This is a genomic window from Pseudomonas sp. S10E 269, from assembly GCF_002798465.1.
Classification (GTDB): Bacteria; Pseudomonadota; Gammaproteobacteria; order Pseudomonadales; family Pseudomonadaceae; genus Aquipseudomonas; species Aquipseudomonas pergaminensis.
In genome coordinates, this window is record NZ_PHIJ01000001.1 from 5,808,325 (window position 1) to 5,831,416 (window position 23,092).

General features: G+C 62.6%; 22 protein-coding genes. 10 read left to right on the plus strand and 12 right to left on the minus strand.

Features of this window, described 5'->3' with window-relative positions:
- Positions 1 to 272: 272 nt before the first annotated feature.
- Both CWC48_RS27015 and CWC48_RS27020 read right to left on the minus strand, forming a co-directional pair.
- Positions 273 to 707: a MarR family winged helix-turn-helix transcriptional regulator gene (locus CWC48_RS27015; RefSeq protein ID WP_034108832.1), complete on the minus strand. Its 435-nt coding sequence runs from the start codon at positions 705 to 707 to the stop codon at positions 273 to 275.
- Between the two features lie 103 nt (positions 708 to 810).
- Positions 811 to 1,863: a 2,5-dihydroxypyridine 5,6-dioxygenase gene (locus CWC48_RS27020; RefSeq protein ID WP_100490837.1), complete on the minus strand. Its 1,053-nt coding sequence runs from the start codon at positions 1,861 to 1,863 to the stop codon at positions 811 to 813.
- A 307-nt stretch (positions 1,864 to 2,170) separates the two neighbouring features.
- On the opposite strand from CWC48_RS27020, the gene CWC48_RS27025 reads away from it, so the two are divergent.
- The 6 genes from CWC48_RS27025 to CWC48_RS27050 all read left to right on the plus strand — a co-directional run bounded on the left by CWC48_RS27025 (position 2,171) and on the right by CWC48_RS27050 (position 8,317).
- Positions 2,171 to 3,304, plus strand: coding sequence for an FAD-dependent monooxygenase (locus CWC48_RS27025; RefSeq protein ID WP_068933471.1), 1,134 nt, complete (start codon positions 2,171 to 2,173; stop codon positions 3,302 to 3,304).
- Entirely contained in the window at positions 3,301 to 4,098 is a 798-nt protein-coding gene (locus tag CWC48_RS27030; RefSeq protein WP_100490838.1) for an alpha/beta fold hydrolase, read from the plus strand. The genes CWC48_RS27025 and CWC48_RS27030 overlap by 4 nt, the downstream gene beginning before the upstream one ends.
- Positions 4,099 to 4,112: 14 nt before the next feature.
- The gene (locus CWC48_RS27035) at positions 4,113 to 4,865 is read left to right on the plus strand and encodes an Asp/Glu racemase (RefSeq protein ID WP_034108840.1); all 753 of its coding nucleotides are present in this window, start codon (positions 4,113 to 4,115) and stop codon (positions 4,863 to 4,865) included.
- 83 nt (positions 4,866 to 4,948) lie between these two features.
- On the plus strand, positions 4,949 to 5,581 hold the full coding sequence (locus CWC48_RS27040; RefSeq protein ID WP_078048279.1) for an N-carbamoylsarcosine amidohydrolase: 633 nt from the start codon (positions 4,949 to 4,951) through the stop codon (positions 5,579 to 5,581).
- Between the two features lie 320 nt (positions 5,582 to 5,901).
- Positions 5,902 to 7,212, plus strand: coding sequence for an MFS transporter (locus CWC48_RS27045; RefSeq protein WP_078048278.1), 1,311 nt, complete (start codon positions 5,902 to 5,904; stop codon positions 7,210 to 7,212).
- Positions 7,213 to 7,240: 28 nt separating this feature from the next.
- Complete coding sequence (locus CWC48_RS27050; protein ID WP_100490839.1) at positions 7,241 to 8,317, plus strand: nucleoside hydrolase; 1,077 nt, start codon at positions 7,241 to 7,243, stop codon at positions 8,315 to 8,317.
- A gap of 40 nt (positions 8,318 to 8,357) precedes the next feature.
- Here CWC48_RS27050 and metC read toward each other — a convergent pair whose 3' ends face one another.
- The 10 genes from metC to CWC48_RS27100 all read right to left on the minus strand — a co-directional run bounded on the left by metC (position 8,358) and on the right by CWC48_RS27100 (position 18,903).
- Entirely contained in the window at positions 8,358 to 11,057 is a 2,700-nt protein-coding gene (gene metC / locus CWC48_RS27055) for a cystathionine beta-lyase (RefSeq protein ID WP_100490840.1), read from the minus strand.
- A gap of 28 nt (positions 11,058 to 11,085) precedes the next feature.
- A complete protein-coding gene (locus tag CWC48_RS27060) occupies positions 11,086 to 11,733 on the minus strand; it encodes a glutathione S-transferase family protein (protein WP_100490841.1) in 648 nt (215 codons plus the stop codon).
- A 108-nt stretch (positions 11,734 to 11,841) separates the two neighbouring features.
- A complete protein-coding gene (locus tag CWC48_RS27065) occupies positions 11,842 to 12,438 on the minus strand; it encodes a cysteine dioxygenase (protein ID WP_100490842.1) in 597 nt (198 codons plus the stop codon).
- A gap of 16 nt (positions 12,439 to 12,454) precedes the next feature.
- Positions 12,455 to 13,279 (minus strand): amino acid ABC transporter ATP-binding protein, encoded by an 825-nt coding sequence (locus CWC48_RS27070; RefSeq protein WP_100490843.1) that lies wholly within the window; start codon positions 13,277 to 13,279, stop codon positions 12,455 to 12,457.
- Complete coding sequence (locus CWC48_RS27075) at positions 13,266 to 13,949, minus strand: amino acid ABC transporter permease (protein ID WP_068933485.1); 684 nt, start codon at positions 13,947 to 13,949, stop codon at positions 13,266 to 13,268. Before CWC48_RS27075 ends, CWC48_RS27070 begins: the two co-directional genes overlap by 14 nt.
- Positions 13,939 to 14,664 (minus strand): amino acid ABC transporter permease, encoded by a 726-nt coding sequence (locus tag CWC48_RS27080; RefSeq protein ID WP_068933488.1) that lies wholly within the window; start codon positions 14,662 to 14,664, stop codon positions 13,939 to 13,941. Before CWC48_RS27080 ends, CWC48_RS27075 begins: the two co-directional genes overlap by 11 nt.
- Positions 14,661 to 15,863 carry an aminotransferase class I/II-fold pyridoxal phosphate-dependent enzyme gene (locus tag CWC48_RS27085; protein WP_100490844.1) on the minus strand — a complete coding sequence of 401 codons (1,203 nt, stop codon included), beginning with the start codon at positions 15,861 to 15,863 and terminating at the stop codon, positions 14,661 to 14,663. The genes CWC48_RS27080 and CWC48_RS27085 overlap by 4 nt, the downstream gene beginning before the upstream one ends.
- The gene (locus CWC48_RS27090; protein WP_100490845.1) at positions 15,860 to 17,281 is read right to left on the minus strand and encodes an FAD-binding oxidoreductase; all 1,422 of its coding nucleotides are present in this window, start codon (positions 17,279 to 17,281) and stop codon (positions 15,860 to 15,862) included. The genes CWC48_RS27085 and CWC48_RS27090 overlap by 4 nt, the downstream gene beginning before the upstream one ends.
- The gene (locus tag CWC48_RS27095) at positions 17,274 to 18,080 is read right to left on the minus strand and encodes a transporter substrate-binding domain-containing protein (protein ID WP_100490846.1); all 807 of its coding nucleotides are present in this window, start codon (positions 18,078 to 18,080) and stop codon (positions 17,274 to 17,276) included. Before CWC48_RS27095 ends, CWC48_RS27090 begins: the two co-directional genes overlap by 8 nt.
- Before the next feature lies 1 nt (position 18,081).
- The gene (locus CWC48_RS27100; RefSeq protein WP_100490847.1) at positions 18,082 to 18,903 is read right to left on the minus strand and encodes a transporter substrate-binding domain-containing protein; all 822 of its coding nucleotides are present in this window, start codon (positions 18,901 to 18,903) and stop codon (positions 18,082 to 18,084) included.
- A gap of 244 nt (positions 18,904 to 19,147) precedes the next feature.
- Between CWC48_RS27100 and CWC48_RS27105 the strand changes: the two genes are divergently transcribed.
- From CWC48_RS27105 to CWC48_RS27120, 4 genes are all read left to right on the plus strand, one after another.
- A complete protein-coding gene (locus CWC48_RS27105) occupies positions 19,148 to 19,999 on the plus strand; it encodes a LysR substrate-binding domain-containing protein (RefSeq protein WP_100490848.1) in 852 nt (283 codons plus the stop codon).
- 847 nt (positions 20,000 to 20,846) lie between these two features.
- A complete protein-coding gene (locus tag CWC48_RS27110) occupies positions 20,847 to 21,287 on the plus strand; it encodes a GNAT family N-acetyltransferase (protein ID WP_100490849.1) in 441 nt (146 codons plus the stop codon).
- Positions 21,284 to 21,877 (plus strand): FMN-dependent NADH-azoreductase, encoded by a 594-nt coding sequence (locus CWC48_RS27115; RefSeq protein ID WP_100490850.1) that lies wholly within the window; start codon positions 21,284 to 21,286, stop codon positions 21,875 to 21,877. Before CWC48_RS27110 ends, CWC48_RS27115 begins: the two co-directional genes overlap by 4 nt.
- A 59-nt stretch (positions 21,878 to 21,936) precedes the next feature.
- Positions 21,937 to 23,088, plus strand: coding sequence for a MalY/PatB family protein (locus tag CWC48_RS27120; protein ID WP_100490851.1), 1,152 nt, complete (start codon positions 21,937 to 21,939; stop codon positions 23,086 to 23,088).
- Positions 23,089 to 23,092: the final 4 nt, after the last annotated feature.

The following is a 23,092-nucleotide window of genomic DNA, read 5'->3' on the forward strand; positions in this document are numbered from 1 at the left end:
AGTTGGTGAAGTGGTCACTACATGAAACAGTCAAAAAAAAGCGTCGCGGACCTGGGGTCTCACGACACACTTGACGGATGAAGTGACTACTACATGAACTCAAAGCAAAAGCGGTGCCAGAAGGCGTATAGATACCCTGTGGTAAGCGGGCTTGCCCCGCGCTGGGTGGCGCAGCCGCCCCAGTAATGCCACCGAGTTCTTCCAGATGAATGGCGGTGTCTGGTTTCAGGGCCGCTTCACGCCCCAGCGCGGGGCAAGCCCGCTCACCACAATTATTCCTGCGGGTCGTCGATCATCTTGCGCAGCAAGAACAGCACTGCCACCCGTTCGGCGGGGTTGAGGTTGCTCATGGTCAATTCGCTGATCTGCGCGGCGCGCGGCGCAGTCTGGGCGACCAGTTCGGCGCCTTCCGGGGACAAGTCCACCACCACTTTGCGCTTGTCCTGCGGGTCCGGTTCCAGGCTGATCAGTTCCTTGGCCTTGAGCCGTTCGACGATGCCGCGAATGGTCGCCTGGTCCACGGCCGTCGCCTTGACCAGCTCGGTCAGCGAACTTGCACCGTGATCGCGCAGCGCGCACAGGGTCACGAACTGCACGGCGGTGAGCTGGGAATCGCCGACATTCTGCTGAAAGATCGCCAGGTGGCGCTGGTAGGCCTTGCGCAGCAGGTGGCCAACTTGTTCAGAAAAGACGTAGGAATCAGGCACGGCGGAGCTCGAAAAATGGCTGGCGATGGGGAGGCATGATAACGGGATGTGGCGCAAACACCTACCGATGTAGGAGCCGGCGTGCCGGCGCCTACAGGGGCGTTCAGCGGGCCAGGGAGGCTGCCGGGGCGACGACGTCACCGGCGATGACCACGGCTTCGTCATCCAGGTACACATCGCAATTGCGCAGCGGGATGTCCATGTGGCACGGCGTCTTGCGTGTCCCGCCCACTTCGGTATTCGGCCCGGTGGAGAACAGGAAGTTGCCATAGAACGCCCGCGCGTCCATGCACATGCCATCGTTCTTGTCGTGCAGGCCCATCGCCGTCCACTGCGCCCGTGGCTGCAGGCCCCAGCCGATATGGGAGATGCCGTACACCTCGGGGTCGTTGAAGTACTTCATGTAGTCACGCAGGTATTCGGCCTCGAACCCCCCGTGGATCTTGGTGATGAAGCCCTTTTCGATCTCCAGGGTGATCTTCTCGCGGGTGTAGGTCTTGAACGGCAGCAGGATGTCGCCGATGTCCAGCACCAGCACGCCTTCGGCGGTTTCTTCGTTGGGCCAGGAGAACAGGAAGCCGCTCGGCCAATGGTCCCAGCGCCCCGGCTCGTCGGCAAAGCCGTATTCGGTCACCGACGGGTATTGCCCCAGGGCAGCGCGGAAGTCACTGCCGGCGCGGGATTTCACGTGGATTGAGCGTGCCTTTTTCAGCAACTGCTCGGCCGCCAGCACGCGCACTTTGTCTTCTTCGGTGGGCAGCATGCGCGCCAGCACTTCCGGCGGCTCCACGGCCAGCAGGATGCGCGTGCCAGTCTTGAGGATCTGCTCCTGCTCCGGCGAGTGCAGCAGCATCATGGTGTCGACGATCAGGTCGGCGGCTTCCAGTGCGCGTTGCGCCGCGATATTGCCGGTAAGCGCGGTGTCGCCGCAGTAGGCGGTCATGTCGTTGCCCATCGCCCTGGGATGGTTGAACGACGGCAACTCCACCGCATACACCTTGGCCCCCAGGCGCTGCGCAGCATCCATCGCAGCACGCACGGTGCGCGGGTCGGAGTAATGGCTCTTGAGCACGGCAACGCTCTGGGTCGGGTCGACCTTGGACAGCGTCAACACGTGTTCAAACATCTGGGTCAGTTCGCAATCGCTTACCGGCATTTTCCTGTCTCCTGTGGGCCTGCACCAAGTTCAAGCACTGCGCTTCACTCTAGTGCATTTTTATAGCGTACACGCCATTTAATAACGATAAGACCCGAATTGCAGACAGACTGCAAGCGGCGCGCCAAAACGTTACCTATCGAAACAACCCCAGTATTTATTGGCTACATCACGTTACACGGGATAACTATGACCAAAAAATAAATTTGCAGAGACAGGCTTCCCATTTCAAAAAATGAGCGTATACACTTTAAAAACCTTGCGGACAGACGCCGCCGAAAATCAAAAAGAGAGAGGAACACGCCCCATGGGAAGCACTCAGAAAATCGCCATCGTCGGCGCCGGCCTTGGCGGTGCCGCCGCTGCCACCCTGTTGCAGCAAGCTGGTTTCGACGTGGATGTGTATGAGCAGGCGCCGGAGTTTTCCCGCTTGGGTGCCGGGATCCACATGGGTCCCAACATCATGAAAATCTTCCGCCGCATGGGCATCGAAAAACAGCTGGACCTGATGGGCTCGCACCCCGAGCACTGGTTCAGCCGTTGCGGCGAAACCGGCGACTACCTCTCGCGCATCCCGCTCACCGGCTACGGCGCGTCCTACATCACCGTGCACCGTGGCGACCTGCATGCGCTGCAGATGTCTACCCTCAAGCCCGGCACCCTGCACTTCAACAAGCGCCTGGAAACCCTCGAGGAAACCGACACCCAGGTGCGCCTGACCTTCGCCGACGGCCAGGTGACCTACGCCGACATCGTGATCGGTGCCGACGGCATCAATTCCAAGATCCGCGAAGAACTGCTCGGCGTGGAAAAACCGCTGTACAGCGGCTGGGTCGCACACCGTGCGCTGATCCGTGGCGACCAGTTGGCCAAGTACGACCTGAAGTTCGAAGACTGCATCAAATGGTGGACCGAAGACCGCCACATGATGGTCTATTACACCACCGGCAAGCGCGACGAGTACTACTACGTGACCGGCGTTCCCCATGCCGAATGGGACTTCCAGGGCGCGTTCGTCGACAGCAGCCGCGAAGAGATGTTCGACGCCTTCAAGGGCTACCACCCCACCGTCCAGGCCCTGATCGAGTCCACCGAAAGCGTGACCAAATGGCCGCTGCGCAACCGCAACCCGTTGCCACTGTGGAGCCGTGGGCGCCTGGTGCTGCTCGGCGACGCCTGCCACCCGATGAAGCCCCACATGGCCCAGGGTGCCGGCATGGCCATCGAAGACGCGGCGATGCTCACCCGCTGCCTGCAGGAAACCGGCATCAGCGACTACCGCACCGCGTTCCAGCTCTACGAAGCCAACCGCAAGGAACGTGCATCACGGGTACAAGCAGTGTCCAACGCCAACACCTGGCTGCGCACCCAGGAAGACCCGGCCTGGGTCTACGGTTATGACCTGTACGCCCAAGAACTCAAATCGGGGGTGGCCGCGTGAGCACCTTCCTCTACGGCGGCAACGTGCAGGCCAATGGCATTCGCCAGCACTACCTGCGTTACGGCGGCAAGGGCCCGGCGCTGATCCTGATCCCCGGCATCACCAGCCCGGCGATCACCTGGGGCTTCGTGGCCGAGCGCCTGGGCGCGCAGTTCGACACCTACGTGCTCGATGTGCGTGGTCGCGGCCTCTCGTCCACCGGCCCCGAGCTGGACTACAGCGCGGACACCTGCGCCGCAGACATCGGTGCCTTTGCCGATGCACTCAACCTGCACAGCTACCACTTGATGGGCCACTCCATGGGCGCGCGCTTTGCCGTGCGCAGCGCGGTGCTGCAACCCCAGGGCGTCAACCGCGTGGTGCTGATCGACCCGCCGGTGTCCGGCCCGGGCCGACGCGAATACCCGAGCAAGCTGCCGTGGTATGTCGATTCGATCCGCCAGTCCCTGGTGGGCATGGACGCCGAGGCGATGCGCGCCTTCTGCGCCACTTGGACCGACGAACAACTGCAACTGCGCGCCGAATGGCTGCACACCTGCTATGAGCCCGCCATCGTGCGCGCCTTCAATGACTTCCATACGGTGGACTTCCACCACGACCTGCACCACCTCAAGGCCCCTGCCCTGTTGATGGTGGCCGGGCGCGGCGGCGTGATCCTTGATGAAGACATTGGCGAAATCCAGGACCTGCAACCGGCCATCCAGGTGGCCCGCGTTCCGAATGCCGGGCACATGATTCCGTGGGATGACTTCGACGGTTTCTTCCACGCCCTTGGCGACTTCCTCGAACAATAACCATGGAGACCACCATGCAGAAGCCTTACCGCATCGGCCAGATCGTGCCCAGTTCCAACACCACCATGGAAACCGAGATCCCGGCGATGCTCACCGCACGCCAGGCGATCCGCCCCGAGCGTTTTACCTTTCACTCCAGCCGCATGCGCATGAAGCAAGTGCGCAAGGAAGAACTGGCGGCCATGGACGGCGAGTCCGACCGTTGTGCCGTCGAGCTGTCCGACGCCAAGGTCGATGTGCTGGGTTATGCGTGCCTGGTGGCGATTATGGCCATGGGCCTGGGTTATCACCGCAACTCAGAACAACGCCTGCGCAAAGCCACCGCCGACAACGACGCCAACGCCCCGGTGATCACCAGCGCCGGCGCCTTGATCGAAGGCCTGAATGTGATGGGCGCCAAGCGCATCGCGATTGTTGCGCCGTACATGAAACCGCTGACCGAACTGGTGGTGAACTACATCCGCGAAGAAGGCTTCGAGGTGGTGGACTGGCGTGCGCTGGAGATCCCGGACAACCTCGAAGTGGCCCGCCACGATCCGGCCAACCTGCCGGCTATCGTCGCCGGCATGAACCTGGAAGGTGTCGATGTGATCGTGCTGTCCGCCTGCGTGCAGATGCAATCGCTGCCAGTGGTGGCCAAGGTCGAGGCGCAAACCGGCAAACCGGTGCTCACCGCCGCCATCGCCACTACCTACGCGATGCTCAAGGCCCTGGACCTGGAGCCCATCGTTCCCGGTGCTGGCGCCCTGCTTTCCGGCGCTTATTAACGGGAGCGGAGAGTTCCTTTGTGGTGAGCGGGCTTGCCGCAAAAAAAGCGCGCTCACGACAGACATGAATGAGGGGTTGAAAGATGAGTGAACAATCCGCCGACGCCAACTACCAAGGCGTATGGGGCAACCGCATCGGCTTCGGCAAGAAAGCCGCACTGCTGATGATCGACTTCATGCAGGGCTACACCACCGAAGGCGCGCCGCTGTTTGCGCCGGGTGTGGTCACGGCTGTAGCTGAAAGCGTCGAGCTGCTGGCCACCGCACGCAAGCACGGGATTGCGGTGGTGCACACCAATATCCGCTACCATCCCGGCCATTTCGTCGATGGCGGGATCTGGGTCAAGAAGGCCCCGGTGATGAAAGACATGGTCGAAGGCAACCCACTGGCGGCGTTCTGCGCCGACGTGTTGCCCCAGGCCGATGAAGTGGTGATCACCAAACAGTACGCCAGTGCGTTCTTCGGCAGCAGCCTGGCGCCGATGCTGCATGCCCAGGGCATCGACACCGTGGTACTGGCCGGTTGCTCCACCAGCGGCTGCATCCGCGCCACGGCGGTGGATGCGGTGCAACACGGGTTTCGCACCATCGTCGTGCGCGAATGCGTCGGCGACCGGCACCCGGCCCCCCATGAAGCCAACCTGTTCGATATCGACAGCAAGTATGGCGACGTAGTGAGCAAGCAGGAGGCGATGCGCAAATTCAAGGAGCAATAAGACGGTACTGAGAACCGCGCCATAGAGTGCGGTCTTGAACAAACTGAGGCCCGGCCTTGGAACACATTCAAATGTGGAAACCGATCCCTGTGGGAGCCGGGCTTGCCCGCGATGCAGACGCTGCGGTGTAACAGTGACACCGCGCCGATGCTATCGCAGGCAAGCCAGCTCCCACATATGCCCGGCGTCCATATGGATCGTGTCCAGGCGCCGCCCTCAGTCTTCTGACACTGCCTTTGGAAGTCGCTTCTACAGCACTCCGAAGTGCTGGAACAAAAGCGGCTGTATAAAAACCATAAGTCACCGCCAGGAGACACCCAATGCCCATTGCGAATGCAGCGCCCGCGACCACCGTCGCCGACCCGGTCAACACGCTTTACCACAAGATCACTTGGAAACTGATTCCGTTCCTGTGCTTCTGCTACCTGGCCGCCTACCTCGACCGCATCAACATCGGCTTCGCCAAACTGCAAATGCTCGACCAACTGCAGTTCAGCGAAACCGCGTTCGGCCTCGGTGCCGGCCTGTTTTTTGTCGGCTACATCCTGTTCGAAGTGCCGAGCAACCTGGTGCTGGAACGGGTCGGCGCGAAAATCTGGATCGCGCGCATCATGATCACCTGGGGCCTGCTCTCGGCCTGCACCATGCTGGTCACCTCCACCACCCAGTTCTACATCCTGCGTTTTCTGCTCGGCGCGGCCGAGGCGGGCTTTCTGCCGGGCGTGCTGTACTACCTGACCACCTGGTTCCCCACCCATCGGCGCGGGCGCATCATCGCGCTGTTCATGATCGGCCTGCCGCTGTCCAGCGTGATCGGCGGCCCGCTGTCCGGCTGGATCATGGGCCACTTCGACCACATGGGCGGGCTGCGCGGCTGGCAGTGGCTGTTCCTGATCGAAGCGGTACCCAGCGTATTGCTGGGCGTGCTGACCTTCTGGGCACTGCCCAACACCTACCAGCAAGCCAAATGGTTGTCGGCTGAGGAAAAGGCCCTGCTGGAAACCGAACTGCGCAAGGATGACGCCGACGGCGCCGGCAGCAAGCACAGCTTCCGTGACGGGTTCTTCAACCTCAAAGTGTGGATGCTCGGCGGTATCGACTTCTCGATCCTGCTCAGCGCCTATGCCATGGGCTTCTGGATGCCGACCTTCATCCGCAACGCCGGGGTCACCGACACCTTCCATATCGGCGTGCTGACCGCGTTGCCAAGCGTCGCCGCCCTGCTCGGCATGCTGCTGATCGGCGCCAGTTCCGACAAGCACCGCGAACGCCGCTGGCACATCATCGTGCCGTTTTTCATCGGCGCGGCGGCCATGGCCACCAGCACCTTCTTTACCCATAACGTAGCGGCCACCGTGGCGCTGTTCGCGATTGCCTCGGCGGCGATCATCGGCGCGGTGCCGGTGTTCTTCAGCCTGCCGGCGACCTTTCTCAAAGGCACTGCGGCGGCCACCGGCTTTGCCCTGGCCTGCTCGGTGGCGAATATCGCAGGCCTGGTGAGCAACTCGTTGATGGGCGTTGCGATCGACGTCACGGGCAGCAGTGCCGGTGCCTTGTGGTTTTTCGCTGGCTGCCTGATTCTCAGCAGCTTCCTGGTCATCGCCTTGCCGGCGAAACTGGTGAACCGTTGATAACAACAACTTTTTCGGATGAATCACCATGCAAGGCTTCTTGAAACGCTGTGCGTTGCTTGTGGCGGTCGGCCTGTGTGCCGGCACCGCGCAGGCCGCGGAAAAAGTCATCTTCGACACCGACTTCAATGTGCTCAACGATGACGGCCAAGCCTTCATCATGCTCGCCCAGTTGCACGCGCAAAAACGCATCGAGCTGCTGGGCATGACCCTGGTCAGTGGCAACGCCTGGGTCGACCAGGAACAGGTCGATGCCCTCAAGGCCGTGGAACGCATGGGCGTGGAGAAAGAGGTGGGCGTCTATTCCGGCGCCGCCTACCCGCTGCTGCACGACTACGCCACCTATGAGGCGGAAAAGGCCCTGTTCGGTTCCGGTTGGCCAGGGGCGTTCAAGAACCCGCGTCCTACCTCGCCCGCGCAGTTGGTCACGCCACCGGATGGCCTGGCCACGCACACGAAACTGCGCAGCGAGACGGCCGCGCAGTTCATTGTGCAAAGCGTGCGCGCCAACCCGCACCAGGTGACGATCCTTGCCGTCGGCCCGCTGACCAACGTCGCCCTGGCGATTCGCTCGGCGCCGGATATCGTGCCGCTGATCAAGCGCATCGTGTACATGGGCGGCGCCCTGGAGATTCCGGGCAACACCACGCCGGCGGCGGAATTCAATTGGTGGTTCGACCCGGAGGCCGCGAAGATCGTGTTGCGCGCGCCGATCGAACACGTGATCTTCCCCAACGATGTATGCGAGAAAGTCACCTTCGACAAGGCGGTGTACCAACGCGTGATCGCCCAGAAAGGCCCGATTGCCGACCTGTACACGCATGAGTTCGGGCCGTTGTTCGACAAGGACCCTAGCTACCATAGCTTTACCTGGGACAGCTTGCCGGCGCTGTACCTGGTCAACCCAGAGATTGTCACGCAATCGCGCGATTTGTGGGTGGATGTAGACGCCACCTTCGGCGCCGACTACGGCCGCGCACTGGGCTACCAGAAAGGCGCCCCGGTAGGCACGCAGAAGGCCAAGGTGGTGTTCGGTGTGGACCAGAAGAAATTCTGGGATGGCTACGTCAACCTAGTGACCCTGCCGACGCCGGTCAAGCACTGACCGGTTGCGCGCTCCCACCTTGCGTGGGAGCGCGCTCCCTTCACCCTGCCAACGCAAACCCGCGCTGCAGGTCCTCGATCAACGCCGCCACATCCTCCAGGCCGATATGCAGGCGCACCACCGGGTTCAGCGCACGGTCCGCCGCGCTGTCGCAGTCCTGGGTATCGGCCACGGTGACCAGGCTTTCATAGCCACCCCATGAAGCACCCAGCCCGAACAGTTGCAGGCCGTCGATAAAACGCTCGACGTAGGCCGGTTCACGGCTGTTCAGTTCAAATGACAGCAAACCGTTGCTGCCGGTGAAATCCCGACGCCACAACGCGTGACCAGGGTGGCCAGGCAATGCCGGATGGAACACGCGCTTGACCTGGGGTTGAGCCTGTAGCCACAACGCAATGTCCAGGGCCTGGCGCTCATGCACATCCAGGCGCGACGCCAGGGTGCGCGCACCGCGCAGGATCAGGTAGGCATCGTCGGCACTCACGGCATTGCCAAAGGTGTCGCTCATGCGGCCCAGCGCCGGCCAGGCTGCCTGGGTGGTGGTCACGCTGCCCATCATCACATCGCTGTGGCCGCCGAGGTACTTGGTGAGGGCCATGATGGAAATATCCGCGCCCAGCGCCAGCGGCCGGTACAGGTAGCCCGAGCCCCAGGTGTTGTCCACGGCCAGCAGGATATTGCGCGGCTTGCACAAGGCAGCCATCGCCGGCAGGTCGCACAATTCATAGAGCAGCGAACCTGGCACTTCGGCGTAGACCAGCTTGGTATTGGCTTGCAACTGCGCTTGCAGGTCTTGGCCGTCGGGGGAGAAATACCCGACCTCGATCCCGAATGGCTGCAGGAACTCGCGGGCCAACTTGCGCACCGGCGAATACACCGCATCGGTGATCAACACATGATCGCCGGGGCGCAGGTAGGCCAGGAACACCTGGGCAGCGGCCGCCAGACCGGTGCCATAGAGACGCGCGCGGTAGCCACCTTCCAACTCGGTGACCAGGTCTTCGAGGGCGTGGGAGGTCGGGTTGCCGCGCGCACCGTAGGTCAGCACCCGCTCGCTGTCACGGCGGGCACGGGCGTCGCGCATCTGCGCCAGGTTGTCGAACAGCACGGTGCTCACGCGCGTGATCGGCACGTTGACCGCACGGCCGCCATGGCCTTTTTCGGTGCGGGCCGCGTGGATCAGCCGGGTGCGCACCCGCGATGGCGCGGCCAACGGCTTGAGGCTGGCGATTTCCGCCGTGCTCATTTGCGCCAACAGGCCGATTTCCCAGGCCAGGTATTGGCGTGCGGCGTCCTTGTTGCCGCTGTGGCGGTCATGGGTAAAGAACAGGAAGTCGATGCACTGCGCGTCGGGCGGGTTTTGCGGGTCTTCAGTCACCGGCAGGCCAGCGGCGGCCCAGGCGGCAACACCGCCGTCGAGCATTTGTGCCGACAGGCCTTCGGCAGCAAAGGCCGCCAACGCAGGATCATCCGCTACCAGCACCAACGGGCGATGGTCGGTTTTGAGCAGCGGGCGAATCGACCAGCGCGAACCTGCAATATGGCCTTTGCGAAACGCCATGCTCGGGCGCAAGTCGATCAGGTTCACATCGTTCAATTCAAGGGCCAGCGCCTGGGCATTGATCAACGGCAGCGGCTCATAGGCCACCGGTTGCAACACCGGCAACACCAGGCCGCTGTCGACTCCACCGTTCAGTACATACGCCTCATGCCCCAACTGGCGCAGCCAACTGGCAACAATCGGTGCACGCACACCATCACTGTCCACCAGCACAATGCGCGCCTGGCGCACGCCGATGTACAGGTCGGTGGACTGGATCAACTGCCCGCCCGGCGTATGTTGCGCGCCCGGTAGGCTGCCGGTGGCAAACTCTTCAGCGGTGCGCACATCACACAGGAACAGGCTGCGTTGCGCGTCATCAGCCCACTGACGCACCTGGTCCGCCGCAACCGTCACCACCCCTGCCCGTTCGGCCAGCTGGCGTGCGGCCTGGCGCTGCTGGGCCAGGTCGGTGCTGACCCGGTCGGCATATCGCCGCGTGCTGCCGTGCTCCAGTTGCAAGTCCTCCAGGTACCAGCCCTGGGTGCCGTTTTCCAGCGCGTAGATCGGGTTCTTCAGCCCCAGGTTGATCAGCGTCTGCGCGCCGATAATGCTGCGGGTACGGCCCGCGCAGTTGACCACGATAGGCGTGCTGTCGTCCGGCACCAGGTCGTGCACACGGTAACCGAGCTCGCCGTTGGGGCAGCAGATGGAACCGGGGATGGTCATCTTGCGGTACTCGTCGAACGGCCGGCCGTCCAGCACCACCAACGGTTCGCCGCGCGCTTGCCAGTCCGCCAATTGCCGAGCAGTCACATGCGGCGTGTGGCTGGCCTCTTCGACCAACTCGCCAAAGGCCTTGGACGGCACATGCACCCCGGCAAACAGCTGCAAGCCGGCTGCCTGCCAACCGTCCGCGCCACCTTCCAGCACATGCACACGGCGATAACCCAGCGCCTGCAAACGCGCGGCCGCACGCGCCGCCACATCACCGCAATCTTGGTCATAGATCACCAGGCGCACCTGCGGATTGGGCGCCAGGCGGCGTACTTCCAGCTCCAGGCGGCTATAGGGCAGGTTCACCCCATGGAACAGGTGGGCTTCCCCGTATTGCCCGTGTTCGCGCACGTCGAATACAGCGATTTCCTGCCCGTCGAACAGCCATTGCTGCAGTTGACTTGGGGTGATGGTCTGGCTCATGGAAGTCCCAACAAAGTAAGAATAAGAGTTACTGCAACGCCAACGAACGCTCGCCCGCCGCCACTTCGCGCCCCTTGGCATAGGCACGCTGCACCGCTGGCCGCGCCTTGATGCGCTCACGCCAGGCCTGGATATGCGGGTAGTCCGTCAATACCTGGCCCTGTCGCAGCGGCTGGATCCACGGGAAGATCGCCATGTCTGCCACCGAGTATTCACCCGCCACGTAGGGCACTTCGGCCAGGCGCTGTTCGAGCACCCGATACAGGCGCGTGGCTTCGGCGTTCAGCAGGTCGAGGGCGAAGGGAATCGGCGCCGGCGCCTTCTCCTTGAACACCTGCAACTGGCTCAAGTACGGGGTGATATGCCCCACCTGCCAGAACAGCCATTCCTGCACTTTTTGCCGCTCGGCGGTGCCCGCTGGTGGCAAGAACTGCCCGGCGCTGTCGGCCAGGTAATTGAGGATCGCACCGGATTCGAACAGGCTCAGTGGCGCGTCAGGACGATGGTCGACAATCGCCGGGATCCGCCCATTGGCGCTGATGCGCTGGAAATCGGCATGCTTCTGCTGGCCTTCGCGGATATTCACCGGCACCAGGCGATACTCCACGCCCAGCTCTTCGAGCAGGATGCCGACTTTCAACCCATTGCCCGTCGGCCAGTAATACAGATCAATCATAAAAACCCCTCCGTCCCCAGTAGGAGCCGGCTTGCCGGCGATAGCGCCAGTAAGCCAGGTGGTGGCCCATCGGACGCCATCGCCGGCAAGCCGGCTCCTACAAGGGTTTTATGCGTAAGCCTTGATAGACGGCGCCATCTGCGAGGCGTTGTAGTTGAGGATGCGACCGTCCGCTTCCACGCCATACCGGCCGTTCAGGGACTCCAGCGGCAAGCCGTACAGATGGAAATGCAACGTCGCCTGCTCACCCTCAACCTTGATGCCATGCAGGTCCTCACCGAGGAACGAGATTGACGTGCCCGGTTGCACGATCACTTCCTTTTCCAGGCTCAGGGTGGTGAACCCCGGCTCGCGGCCTTCGTCGTTGCGCGCGTAGACGTAGTTGATCTCCTGGCCTTCGATGGCGCTGATGATCGCCCAGGTCTCGTGGTTGTGCGGGATCGTGCTTTTGCCCGGCAACAGCGAGTTCAGGTACAGGGTCGGCGTATTGCCGTCATCGTTCAGGCGATAGCGAAACGCAGTGCTGCCTTGACCCGGCACCGGCGCGGGGAATGCGTCGAAGTTGAACAGGTCGCGACGTTCTGCGAGGTTTTCCAGCAGGCCAACGATTTCTGCCAGGGCCGCGCGGTCTACGCCGCGTTGGTTGATCACGCGGATCTGCTGCAAGAACGCCTCGATAACAGCAGCACGGTTTTCGATACTCATCACGAATTTCCTCTTATCAGACAGACAGGCTGTAACGGCTCAAATTGGTCAACAGGTACGGGTCGTGAGCGATGGGGCCACGGCGCCCCGAATCGCCCAAGGCATGACGCAGGAACGTCTGGGTGCGTTCGCTGGTTGGGTTCTGGAAGATCTGCGCGGCGCTGCCATGCTCGACAATCACGCCGTTCTCGGTGAAATACACCACGTCGCTGATCTCTTCGGCGAAGCGCATTTCATGGGTGACCAGCACGCAGGTCATGCCCTCCTCGGTCAACTCGCGGATCACCGTCAGCACTTCGCCGACGGTTTCCGGGTCGAGGGCCGAGGTCACTTCGTCAAACAGGATCAGCTCCGGGCGCATCGCCAACGCGCGAGCAATCGCCACGCGTTGTTGCTGGCCGCCGGAGAGCTGGCCGGGATAGGCGTCGGCCTTGTGCTCCATGCGCACCTTGGCGAGCAATGCACGGGCGTCTTTCTCGGCGTCGGCTCTGTTGCGGCCCAGCACCTTGCGCGGCGCGATCACCAGGTTTTCCAGCACCGACAAGTGCGGGAACAGGTTGTACTGCTGGAACACAAACCCGACGCGTTTGCGCAGTTCGATGCGCTGGGCCTCCTGGGCCAGGGTGTCGACCTGGGTCTGACCCACGCGGATGCTGCCACGCTGGGGCTGCAACAGCCCGGTGATGCAACGCAGGATTGTCGATTTGCCCGAGCCCGACGGACCGATGATCGACACGGCCTGGCCGCGCAGCACGTCGAGGTCGATGCCCTTGAGCACCGGGTTGGCGCCGAACGACAGGTGCACGTCCCGCAGGCTCACCAAGGGTTCAATAGAAGGCATAACGGCGCTCCAGGTGTTGGGTGAGACGGGAAATCGGGTAGCAATAGGCAAAGAACAGCACCAGCAGGCTCAGGTAAATCACCACGGTAAAACCGGTCATGTTCACGGTGTTGCTGGCGATCTGCGCGGTGTCGATCACGTCATGCACGCCCACCAGCGAAGCCAGCGCGGTGCCCATGGTGACCACCGCATACAGGTTCATCCACGGCGGCAACATGCGCTTGAAACACTGCGGCAGGATGATCGAACGGAACAACTGGCCACGGGTGAAGGCCAGCGAACGTGCGGCTTCCCACTGGGTGCTGGGGATCGAGCCGATGGCCCCGCGAAAGATCTCCGCCACGTTGGCGCTGGCCGGCAACGCCAGGCCGATGGTGACTTTGACCCAATCGGGGAACGACACGTAGCTGCTGCCGATGTGGATCTCGAACGGGAACACGTAGGTGGTGAAATAGATCAGCACCAGCCACGGCGCGTTGCGAAATACCTGCACCCACAGCCGCGCGACAAAGCCCAGAGGCGACAAGGCCAACGCACCGATCAACAAGCCCAGCACCGAGCCCAGGGCAATCGCCACCACGCTGATCAGGATGTTCTGGCCGAAACCGGCCACCAGCGCCGGCGACCATTGCAGCAACGCCGACAGCACCGGGAATGAATCAATGGCCATAGCCGGGCATCCTCAGGCGCGCTTCAAGCCAGCGCCCCACACAATTGACGATAAAACTCAGCAGGCCGAAAAAGCTCAGGATCAGGATCATCAGTTCCAACACGTTATCGCTCTGGGTCCAGATCATGATGGCCGCGTAGGTGATATCGCCCACGGCAATGGCGGAGGCCACGGCGGTCATCTTCACCAAGTCGATCAGGTTGTTGATCAGCGACGGCAAGGCAAAGCGCAACGCCAGTGGCAACTGCACATTCCACAGCAACTGGCGGCTGCTGAAAGCCAGGGAACTGGCAGCTTCCAGGGTCACGGCAGGCACTGCCTCGATGCCGGCGCGCAAGGCCTCGGCATGGAACGCGCCTTTGTGCAGGGAAATCACGATCACCACCCAGGCAAACGGCGTCAGCGGGTTGGCCGCGCCGACCGCCTGGGTCAGCAGCATGTTCAGCACCAGAAACGCGCAGTACAGCTGCACCAGGGTTGGCGTGTTGCGCGTGACTTCGACGAACACCCGCGCCGGTTTGGCCAGCCACGGGTTGCCCGAGGTCAGCATCGCCGCCAGGGTGATGCCCGCCAGCAGGCTGCCAATAATGGTGAACAGGCACAGCAGGCCGGTGGTCAGCGCGCCCTGGACCAGGGTGCCGCGCTGGTAGGCATCCAACAGGAAGTTGTAGTTGAGACCAATACCCGCAGCCCAATGGACAAAAAGCTCCATCATTGCAACTTTCCGCAGGCGCTTGCGATACGCCGCCCAGCCTCGGCAACGCTGTCGGTCGCGGTGGCGATGGATAGGCGGAACCACGGCGACAGGCCATAGGCACTGCCGGCCACACCGGCTACGCCCTCCTCCAGCAGCCACGCCACCACATCACCATCGTTGTCGATGCGCTGGCCGTCCGGACGCACACGCCCCAGCAACCCGGCGCAGCGCACAAAGACAAAGAAACCGCCCTGGGGTTCGAGCACTTCCAGGCCGTCGACGTTGCTCAGCGCCGCCACCAGAATGTCCCGGCGCAACTGGTACGCGGCGACCTGCTCGGCGAGGAAATCCAGCCCGCCGTTGTAAGCCGCCAATGCAGCGGCCTGGCCCACCGAGGAAGCGCCAGAAGTGGATTGCGATTGCACCACCGCGATGGCCTCAGTCAGGATTTTCGGCCCCGCCCCAAAGCCAATGCGCCAGCCGGTCATGGCGTAGGTCTTGGACACGCCACCCACCAGCAGGCAGCGGTCGAGCAAGTCCGGCGCGACGTTCAGCAGGCTTTGCGCAGGGCGGCCGTCGAAGCGGATGTGTTCGTAGAGTTCATCCAGCAGGACCAGCACCTGGGGGTGACGGCGCAGCACCTCGGCCAACTCGCGCAACTCGGTGTCGCTGTACACCGCGCCACTGGGGTTGCCGGGGCCGTTGAGGATCAGCCAGCGCGTGCGTGCGCTGATGTGTTGTTCCAGCTGCGCCGGCAGCAGCTTGCAGCCCTGCTCCAGCCCGCATTCGATGAAGACCGGCTCACCGCCATTGAAGCGCACGCTGTCGGGGAATGACGGCCAGTACGGCGTCGGCACCAGGACTTCGTCGCCGTCGTCCAGAGTGGCGGCAAAGGCATTGAAGATGATCTGCTTGGCGCCGTTGGCGATCACGATGGACGCCAGCGGATAGTCGAGGTGGTTCTCTTCGGCCAGCTTGCGCTGCACCGCGACGCGCAAGGCCTTCACGCCCGGCGTCGGCGTGTACTTGGTGGCTCCGCCTGCAATGGCCTTGTAGGCGGCCTGCTTGATGTGTTCCGGTGTGTCGAAGTCCGGCTCGCCCGTGGTGAGGTCGAGAATATCGCGACCCGCCTCGCGCAATTCAGTCGCGCGGGATTTGGCCGCAGCGTTGGCGGACAGCGACACCCGCTGCACGCGTTGGGACAGGCGAAGGGTCATGGCTGTACCTCAAGGACTTTGCCGGGGTTGAGCAGGTTGTGCGGGTCGAGCGCCTGTTTGATGCGGCGCATCAGGTCCAGCTCCACCGGGCTTTTATAGCGGCCAAGCAGGCCGACCTTGCGCTGGCCGATACCGTGCTCGGCACTGATCGAGCCGCCATGGGCATGGGCGCTGTCGTGCACCAGGGCGCTCAGCTCGGCGTAGTGCGCCATATGCGCCTCTACGGTCGAACCCAGCGGATGGGCCACGTTGTAATGCAGGTTGCCGTCACCGAGGTGACCGAAAGTGAAGTTGCGCACACCGGGGAAGTGCTGCTGCAACAACGCATCGGTATGGGCCACGAAGGCCACCACCTGGGAAATCGGCACTGAGATATCGTGCTTCATGTTGCGCCCGGCACGCTTTTGCGCCTCGCTCATGTTCTCGCGCAGCTGCCACAGGGCTTCGCTTTGCGCCAGGCTTTCGGCGATCAGGGCATCACTGATCAACTGCTGTTCGAAGGCATCCCCCAAGACTTGCTCGAAGGCTTCGCGTGCATGGCTTTCGCCGTGGTTGTCGGAGAGTTCGATCAAGGCGAACCAGGGCTGGCTCGCGGACTTGAACGGCTGTGGGCCTTCCGGGAATTGATCGCGCAGCAGGGCCAGGCAATCGGCGGTGAGCAGTTCGAAGGCGGTCAGGTTCGCACCGAAACCGGCACGGGCATGGGACAGAAAGGCGACGGCCTGGGCGAGTTCGTCAAACGCCAGCAGCGCAGTGGCCTGGGCCTTGGGCAGCGGGAACAATTTCAAAGTCGCAGCGGTGATGATGCCGAGCGTGCCTTCGCTGCCGATGTACAGGTCGCGCAGGTCGTAGCCGGTGTTGTCCTTGCGCAGACCGCGCAGGCCGTGCCAGATCTCGCCTTCGGCGGTCACCACTTCCAGGCCCAGGGTCAGCTCGCGGGTGTTGCCATACCGCAGCACGCCGGTACCGCCGGCATTGGTGCCGAGGTTGCCGCCAAGGGTGCAACTGCCTTCGGCACCCAAGCTCAGCGGAAACAGGCGATCGGCTGCGCGGGCCGCGTTCTGAACGTTTTGCAGGATGCAGCCGGCTTCCACGGTGAGGGTGTCGTTGTCGGTATCCACCGTGCGCACGCGGTTCATGCGGTCCAGCAACAGCAGCACCGAACGCCCGCTGGCATCCGGTGTGGCGCCGGCCATCAGGCCCGTGTTGCCACCCTGCACCACGATCGGTGCCTTCAGAGCCACGCAGGCACGCACCACCGCAGCCACTTCTTCGGTGTTGGCCGGGTGCACCGCCGCAACCACCTGACCGGTGTAGCGGCCCTGCTTGTCGGTCAGGTAATGCGCCGCTGCCTCGCTGGTTTGCACATGGTCTGCGCCGAGCAGCTGTTGCAAGGTGGCGAACAGCGCATCACTCATGGCTGTATAGCTCATGCAGATCACGCAGGGCCTGGGACGGCGCCATGCCGGTACGCTCGCCGAGGGCAATCAGGAAACCGCTTTTATGCCAGCCCTTGACGATGGCATCGAGCTTGGCCTGGGTGTCGTGTTCGCCCTTGCGGATCCAGATCACCGAGTTGGACGGGATCAGGTCGCCCGGCAACGGGATCTCGTAGCCCGCCCACTCCGCATCGCTGAGCAGCGCGTGCATGGTCGGGCTGACGTGCACCGCGGCCACGCAGCCATTGCCACGCAGCGACAGCAGCGACTCGGACTGGCTGCGGAAGGCCTTGATCTGCGCGCCGTAGGTCTCTTGCAACGGCTTAATGAAGTTGCTGCCCTGGGACACGCACACCGGCTTGTCCTTGAGGTCGGCCCACTGCTTGATGCCGGCGCCTTTGCGAATCAGTGCCGCGCCGCCCACTTCTTCGTACGGCGTGGGCACGTAATCGAGGATCTCGGCGCGCTCTTCGGTGAACTGCATATTGGCGATCAGGATGTCGACCTTGCCCTGCTGCAGGAACTGCACGCGGTTGGGCGCCAGCACCGAAACGGTCTTGGTTTCGACGCCCAGCGCCGCGCCGATGCCCTTGGCCAGTTCGACGTTGTAGCCCAGGTGTTCACCGGTCTTGGGGTCGAGGGTGCCGAATGGCGGACCGCTGAGGATCACCCCAACGCTGATGGCGTGGCGTTGCTGGATCTTGTCGAGGGTGGCGTCGGCATGGGCGAAGCCTGCGCACAAGGCCAGGCCGAGTGCTGTGAGGGTCTTGAAATGCATGTCAGGCGCCCTTGAACTGTTGCTGCAATTCCACCAGCGCAGGCGATGCCGGGCTGATACGGTTGCGGGTCTGGGCGTCGATCAGCCAGCCGCTGCGGTGCAGTTCCTTGACGATCGGATCGAGTTTGGCCTGGGTGTCGCTTTCACCGCGACGGGTCCAGATCACCGAAGGCGCCGGGTTGAGTTCCGGGCCGATCACGCGGTAGTCCTTCCACTCGGCGCTGTCGTTGATCAGCGGATTGATCAGGGTAGAGTCATGCACCGCCGCCACGCAGTTGTTGCCACGCAGGGCCAGCAGCGATTCCGAAGAGCTCTTGAACGCCTTGAGTTGTGCACCGAACTCGGTCAGCGGCTTCACGTAGCTGCTGCCCTGGGAGGTGCACACGGGTTGATCCTTGAGGTCTTCCCAGCGGGCGATCTTGCTGTCCTTGAGCACCGCAGCGGCGCCGCCGATGCGGTAGAACGGGGTCGGCACAAAGCCGAGGATCTCACCGCGCTCGGCGGTCCATTCCATATTGGCGATCAACAGGTCGACCTTGCCCTGCTGCAGGAACTGCACACGGTTGGCGGGCAGTACCGGCACCAGTTGCACCTCAGCCTTGAGTTGACGGCCCAGCTCGTTGGCCAGGTCGACGTTCAGGCCCTTGGGCTTTTGCGTGGCCGGATCGATGCTACCGAATGGCCCGCCAGACAACAACACGCCGACCACCAGCACGTGGCGCTGTTCGATCTTGTCCAGGGTCGCGTCGGCCTGCGCCGCCACGCTGCCGCCCAACGCGATGATCGACCCGAGGGCCACCGGCAACCATTTGTTCAACTTCATTGGACTTCCCCCTGGCAAGTGATCGGCGTACCCCGACCTGATGGAGGGGCATGCTAGGGAGAGTGCGGGGGCAACGGAAATGCAAATATCTCATATCGTTATAACTTGCCGTATACGCACGACCTTCATTTACGGCATAAACCATGTTTTGTTGGGCTCTATAAAATTACGCTTCACCAATACATAAATATCTGTAATGTTTAACTTCACGCCCTTGATATAAAAACCGCCTCTGGAGCCGGCCATGTCGACCCTTGACCTTGAACTGCTGCGTACCTTCATTGCCGTGGTCGACCACCACAGCTTCGCCGGCGCCGGCATGCACCTGGCGCGCACCCAATCGTCCGTGACCCAGCATATGCAGCGTCTGGAGCAGCAAGTGGGGGTCAGTCTGTTCGAGAAACGTGGCCGGCAGAAGCAACTGACCGAGCCTGGCTTGCAGTTGCTGCGCCATGCACGGCAGATGCTTTCGTTGAATGACGATGCGTTGAATTCGCTGCGTGAGAGCAGCTTGAGTGGTGTGTTGCGCATTGGCTCACCGCACGATATTGCTGACACGATATTGCCGCCGATCCTCAGTCACATCGCCCGCTCGGCGCCGCGTTTGCGGTTGGAGATTGATGTGGGGCGCAGTCCGTTTTTGATGGATGACTTGCATCGGGGCAAGGTGGATATGGTGATTTCTACGCGGTCTGATCCGAACCTTGAGGGGTTTGCGTTGCGCACGTCGCCGGTGTGGTGGATTTGTTCTGCGCAGTACATTCACCAGGCGAGTGAGCCGTTGCCGTTGATTCTGGTGGATGAGCCGAGCATTTATCGGCGTTATGCGTTGGAGGCGTTGGAGCGGGCGAATATTCCTTGGCGGCAGGCGTATCTGGCTTCGAACCTCATCGGTATCAAGGCCGCCACGCGCGCGGGGTTGGGGGTGACGCCGCGGAGTATGGAGATGTTGGGGCCGGATATGCGGGTGCTGGGGGAGACGGATGGGTTGCCGCGGTTGCCGGAGGTGACGTATTACCTTTGGATTCGGCCGAATACGGCGAATCCGATTGCGCGTAAGGCTTATGATTTGATTCGGGGGAGTCAGGGGTTGTGATTGGGGGCATATCCGTTATTTGGGTGATGGCTGATATGGGTTCCGCCCTTACGGCGGGTCACTTTGGAAAAGCCCCAAAGTAACCAAAGGGCTCTTGCCCCAACACTCGGTACCTCGCCTAGGCTCGGTATGCCCGTAATCCGACAGAGATTTGGGGGGCCGCCGCCACGCGCCATCCATGGCGCGGGGCGGCTAAACCGGCATCCCTGCCGGTTTACCCCCCAAATCCCTGTCGAATTCCGGCCAGCGTGTTTGACGGGGCGCCTAAGATCAAAATCAAAAAGCAAGAGCACAGCGGCCTGACAGCCGGCTTGAGTGGTGTAGAGCAAAGGCAAACGCGGTCCTGTAGGAGCCGGCTTGCCGGCGATGGTCGTTAACGATAATGCGGGGACATCTGGATAAACGCGGCGGTATCACGTTTTTCGCCGGCAAGCCGGCTCCTACAGTGGACCGCGTATCCACGATGCGAAGCGAGTCGCTCTTGATCTTGATCTTGATCTGAGGCGCCCCGTTAAACACGCTGGCCGAACGCAGGCTTGAATCCGTGGGTAACCCGGCAGGACGCCGGGTTAGCCGTCCTGGGCCAAGGATGGCACATGACGGCGGCCCACGGATTCAAGCCGGAGTGAGGGCACACCGAGCCTAGGCGAGGTGCCGAGTGTTGGGGCAAGAGCCTTTTGGTTACTTTTGGGCTCTTTTCAAAAGTGACCCGCCGTAAGGGCGGAACCAATACCAGCCGTTACCTAAATAACGGATATGCCCCAACCCACATGTCCAATCATGCCCCTGTCCCACCTCAGCCATACCCACAACAATGGCATATCCCTCACCACACAAAGCCCCCACCATGAATGACCACACCGAATTCGCCCACCTGGAATCCGACGCCGACCTCATCGCCAGCTTCCCAGTAATGCACCAACTGCGCCCCCACCTCACCGACGCCCCCACGTTCGCCGCACAAATCCAGCGCCAACGGCAAAACGGCTATCACCTGCTCGCAGCAAAAGAGCACGGCAAGGTAATAGGCCTGGCCGGCTATCGGCTAACCGAAAACACCCTGTATGGCCGCTTCATCTACGTGGATGACCTGGTAATAGACGCCACACAACAACGTCGCCGCCTGGGCGAACAACTGCTCGACCGCGTACGCGAAGAAACCCGCACCCGCGGCTATCGCTGGCTGGTGCTGGACACCGGCATGCACATGTCCCTGGCCCAGCGCTTCTATTTCCGCCAGGGCCTGCTGCCCCTGGGCATGCACTTTTCCCAGGACCTGAGCCAATGACCCGCGCCCTGCTCCTCAGTTTCAGCCCCCACGGCAAAGCCGCGCAAACCTTCAAACTGGCCCGCGCCTTGTTGCGCGACCTGGTCCCCGACGCCGAGGTGACCGAGCGTGACTACGGCGCCCAGGCACTGCCGCCCTTGACCCGTGAATATGCCAACGCGCTGACCACCCCCGGCGCAATCACCAGCAGCGCCACGGCTCTCTCGGAACAGTTGATCGTGGAGTTGGAAGCCTGCGACCTGCTGATCCTGTGCACCCCGGTGCATAATTTCACCGTGCCGGCGGCGCTCAAGGCCTGGATCGACCATGTGGTGCGCATCCAGCGCAGTTTCACGGTGAATGCGCAGTTTGCCAAAGTCGGCTTGCTGCAGGATCGACGCACCTTTGTGCTGGTCAGTTCGGGTAACGCCCGCAAGGGCCATGAGCCGGACTTTCTCACGCCCTACCTGACCGCCATCCTGGCGACAGTGGGCATCCATTCGGTAGATTTCGTGTACCTGCCAGCCATGGTGCGGGGCGAGGAAGCCGTCAACCGCGCCCTGGAACAGGCCCATCGGCAACTGTCGGTGGCAATCAGCTCTGGCCTATAAAAATAATGGCGCTAGAATCAGCGCCATTCCTGCGCCTGACGCCCTGATACGAGCCCCCCATGAGCTTTGATTTCGACACGATCCACCCCCGCCTCGGCACCGGCAGCACCAAGTGGAACCGCTACCCGCAAGACGTTTTGCCGATGTGGATCGCCGACATGGACATCGCCGCCCCACCCGCCGTGCTGAAGGCCCTGCACGCACGCCTCGACCAACAGGTGCTGGGCTACAGCGTCGCGGGGCCGGATGTGCGCGAGGCGATCATTGCCGACCTGTGGAACAAGTACGCCTGGCGCGTGCAGCCGGAAGAGTTGCTGTTCCTGCCGGGCGTAGAACCGGGCTTCAACATGGCGCTGCACGCATTTGTGCAGCCGGGCCAGGCGGTGGTGTTGCAAACCCCTAACTACCGGCCAATCCGCCTGGCGCCGGCACACTGGAACCTGCCGCGCATCGAGGTGCCCTTCGAGCCGCTCAACGGTGAGTACGTCACGCCGATGCCGGCCCTGCGCCAGGCACTGAACGGCGCCGGCGCGCTGCTGCTGAGCAACCCGCACAACCCCGTGGGCAAAGTCTTCCCCCGCGAAGAACTGCTGGCCGTGGCCAATGCCTGCCTGGAACACGGTGCGTTGATCATCTCCGATGAAATCCACGCCGAACTGTGCTTCGACGGCCGCCGCCATATCCCCACCGCCAGTCTCAGCCCCGAGATCGCCCAGCGCACCATCACGCTGATGTCGGCGAGCAAGGCCTATAACGTCGCCGGCCTGAAGACCTGCTTCGCCGTGGTGCAGAACGCCGAGATCCGCGAGCGCTTCAACCAGGCCCGGTGCGGCATGGTCGACAGCGTCAGCCCCCTGGGCCTGGAAGCCACCCGCGCCGCCTACAGCGAATGCACTGACTGGCTCGATGCACTGGTGCAGTACCTGCAAGCCAACCGCGACTACCTGCTCGACGCCGTGCAAACCCGCCTGCCCGGCGTGGTCATGCAAGCGCCGCAAGGCACCTACCTGGCTTGGCTCGACTGCAGCGCCCTGGGCCTGGATGACCCGCAGCAGTTTTTCCTCGAACAGGCCAAGGTCGGCTTGAGCGCGGGTATCGAATTCGGCGACGACAGCCAACAGTTCGTGCGCCTGAACTTCGGCTGCCCACGGGCGATGCTGGAAGAAGGTCTGCAGCGCATGGAGCGCGCCCTGCGCCACCGCCAGGCCTAATTCA

What these genes read in the sequence shown, in the direction of transcription:
- CWC48_RS27020 (WP_100490837.1), bottom strand. Translation starts at nt 1,863, where the DNA reads ATGCCGGTAAGCGATTGCGAACTGACCCAGATGTTTGAACACGTGTTG.
- CWC48_RS27025 (WP_068933471.1), top strand. Translation starts at nt 2,171, where the DNA reads ATGGGAAGCACTCAGAAAATCGCCATCGTCGGCGCCGGCCTTGGCGGT.
- CWC48_RS27035 (WP_034108840.1), top strand. Translation starts at nt 4,113, where the DNA reads ATGCAGAAGCCTTACCGCATCGGCCAGATCGTGCCCAGTTCCAACACC.
- CWC48_RS27040 (WP_078048279.1), top strand. Translation starts at nt 4,949, where the DNA reads ATGAGTGAACAATCCGCCGACGCCAACTACCAAGGCGTATGGGGCAAC.
- CWC48_RS27045 (WP_078048278.1), top strand. Translation starts at nt 5,902, where the DNA reads ATGCCCATTGCGAATGCAGCGCCCGCGACCACCGTCGCCGACCCGGTC.
- CWC48_RS27050 (WP_100490839.1), top strand. Translation starts at nt 7,241, where the DNA reads ATGCAAGGCTTCTTGAAACGCTGTGCGTTGCTTGTGGCGGTCGGCCTG.
- metC (WP_100490840.1), bottom strand. Translation starts at nt 11,057, where the DNA reads ATGAGCCAGACCATCACCCCAAGTCAACTGCAGCAATGGCTGTTCGAC.
- CWC48_RS27060 (WP_100490841.1), bottom strand. Translation starts at nt 11,733, where the DNA reads ATGATTGATCTGTATTACTGGCCGACGGGCAATGGGTTGAAAGTCGGC.
- CWC48_RS27065 (WP_100490842.1), bottom strand. Translation starts at nt 12,438, where the DNA reads ATGAGTATCGAAAACCGTGCTGCTGTTATCGAGGCGTTCTTGCAGCAG.
- CWC48_RS27070 (WP_100490843.1), bottom strand. Translation starts at nt 13,279, where the DNA reads ATGCCTTCTATTGAACCCTTGGTGAGCCTGCGGGACGTGCACCTGTCG.
- CWC48_RS27075 (WP_068933485.1), bottom strand. Translation starts at nt 13,949, where the DNA reads ATGGCCATTGATTCATTCCCGGTGCTGTCGGCGTTGCTGCAATGGTCG.
- CWC48_RS27080 (WP_068933488.1), bottom strand. Translation starts at nt 14,664, where the DNA reads ATGATGGAGCTTTTTGTCCATTGGGCTGCGGGTATTGGTCTCAACTAC.
- CWC48_RS27085 (WP_100490844.1), bottom strand. Translation starts at nt 15,863, where the DNA reads ATGACCCTTCGCCTGTCCCAACGCGTGCAGCGGGTGTCGCTGTCCGCC.
- CWC48_RS27090 (WP_100490845.1), bottom strand. Translation starts at nt 17,281, where the DNA reads ATGAGTGATGCGCTGTTCGCCACCTTGCAACAGCTGCTCGGCGCAGAC.
- CWC48_RS27095 (WP_100490846.1), bottom strand. Translation starts at nt 18,080, where the DNA reads ATGCATTTCAAGACCCTCACAGCACTCGGCCTGGCCTTGTGCGCAGGC.
- CWC48_RS27100 (WP_100490847.1), bottom strand. Translation starts at nt 18,903, where the DNA reads ATGAAGTTGAACAAATGGTTGCCGGTGGCCCTCGGGTCGATCATCGCG.
- CWC48_RS27105 (WP_100490848.1), top strand. Translation starts at nt 19,148, where the DNA reads ATGTCGACCCTTGACCTTGAACTGCTGCGTACCTTCATTGCCGTGGTC.
- CWC48_RS27110 (WP_100490849.1), top strand. Translation starts at nt 20,847, where the DNA reads ATGAATGACCACACCGAATTCGCCCACCTGGAATCCGACGCCGACCTC.
- CWC48_RS27115 (WP_100490850.1), top strand. Translation starts at nt 21,284, where the DNA reads ATGACCCGCGCCCTGCTCCTCAGTTTCAGCCCCCACGGCAAAGCCGCG.
- CWC48_RS27120 (WP_100490851.1), top strand. Translation starts at nt 21,937, where the DNA reads ATGAGCTTTGATTTCGACACGATCCACCCCCGCCTCGGCACCGGCAGC.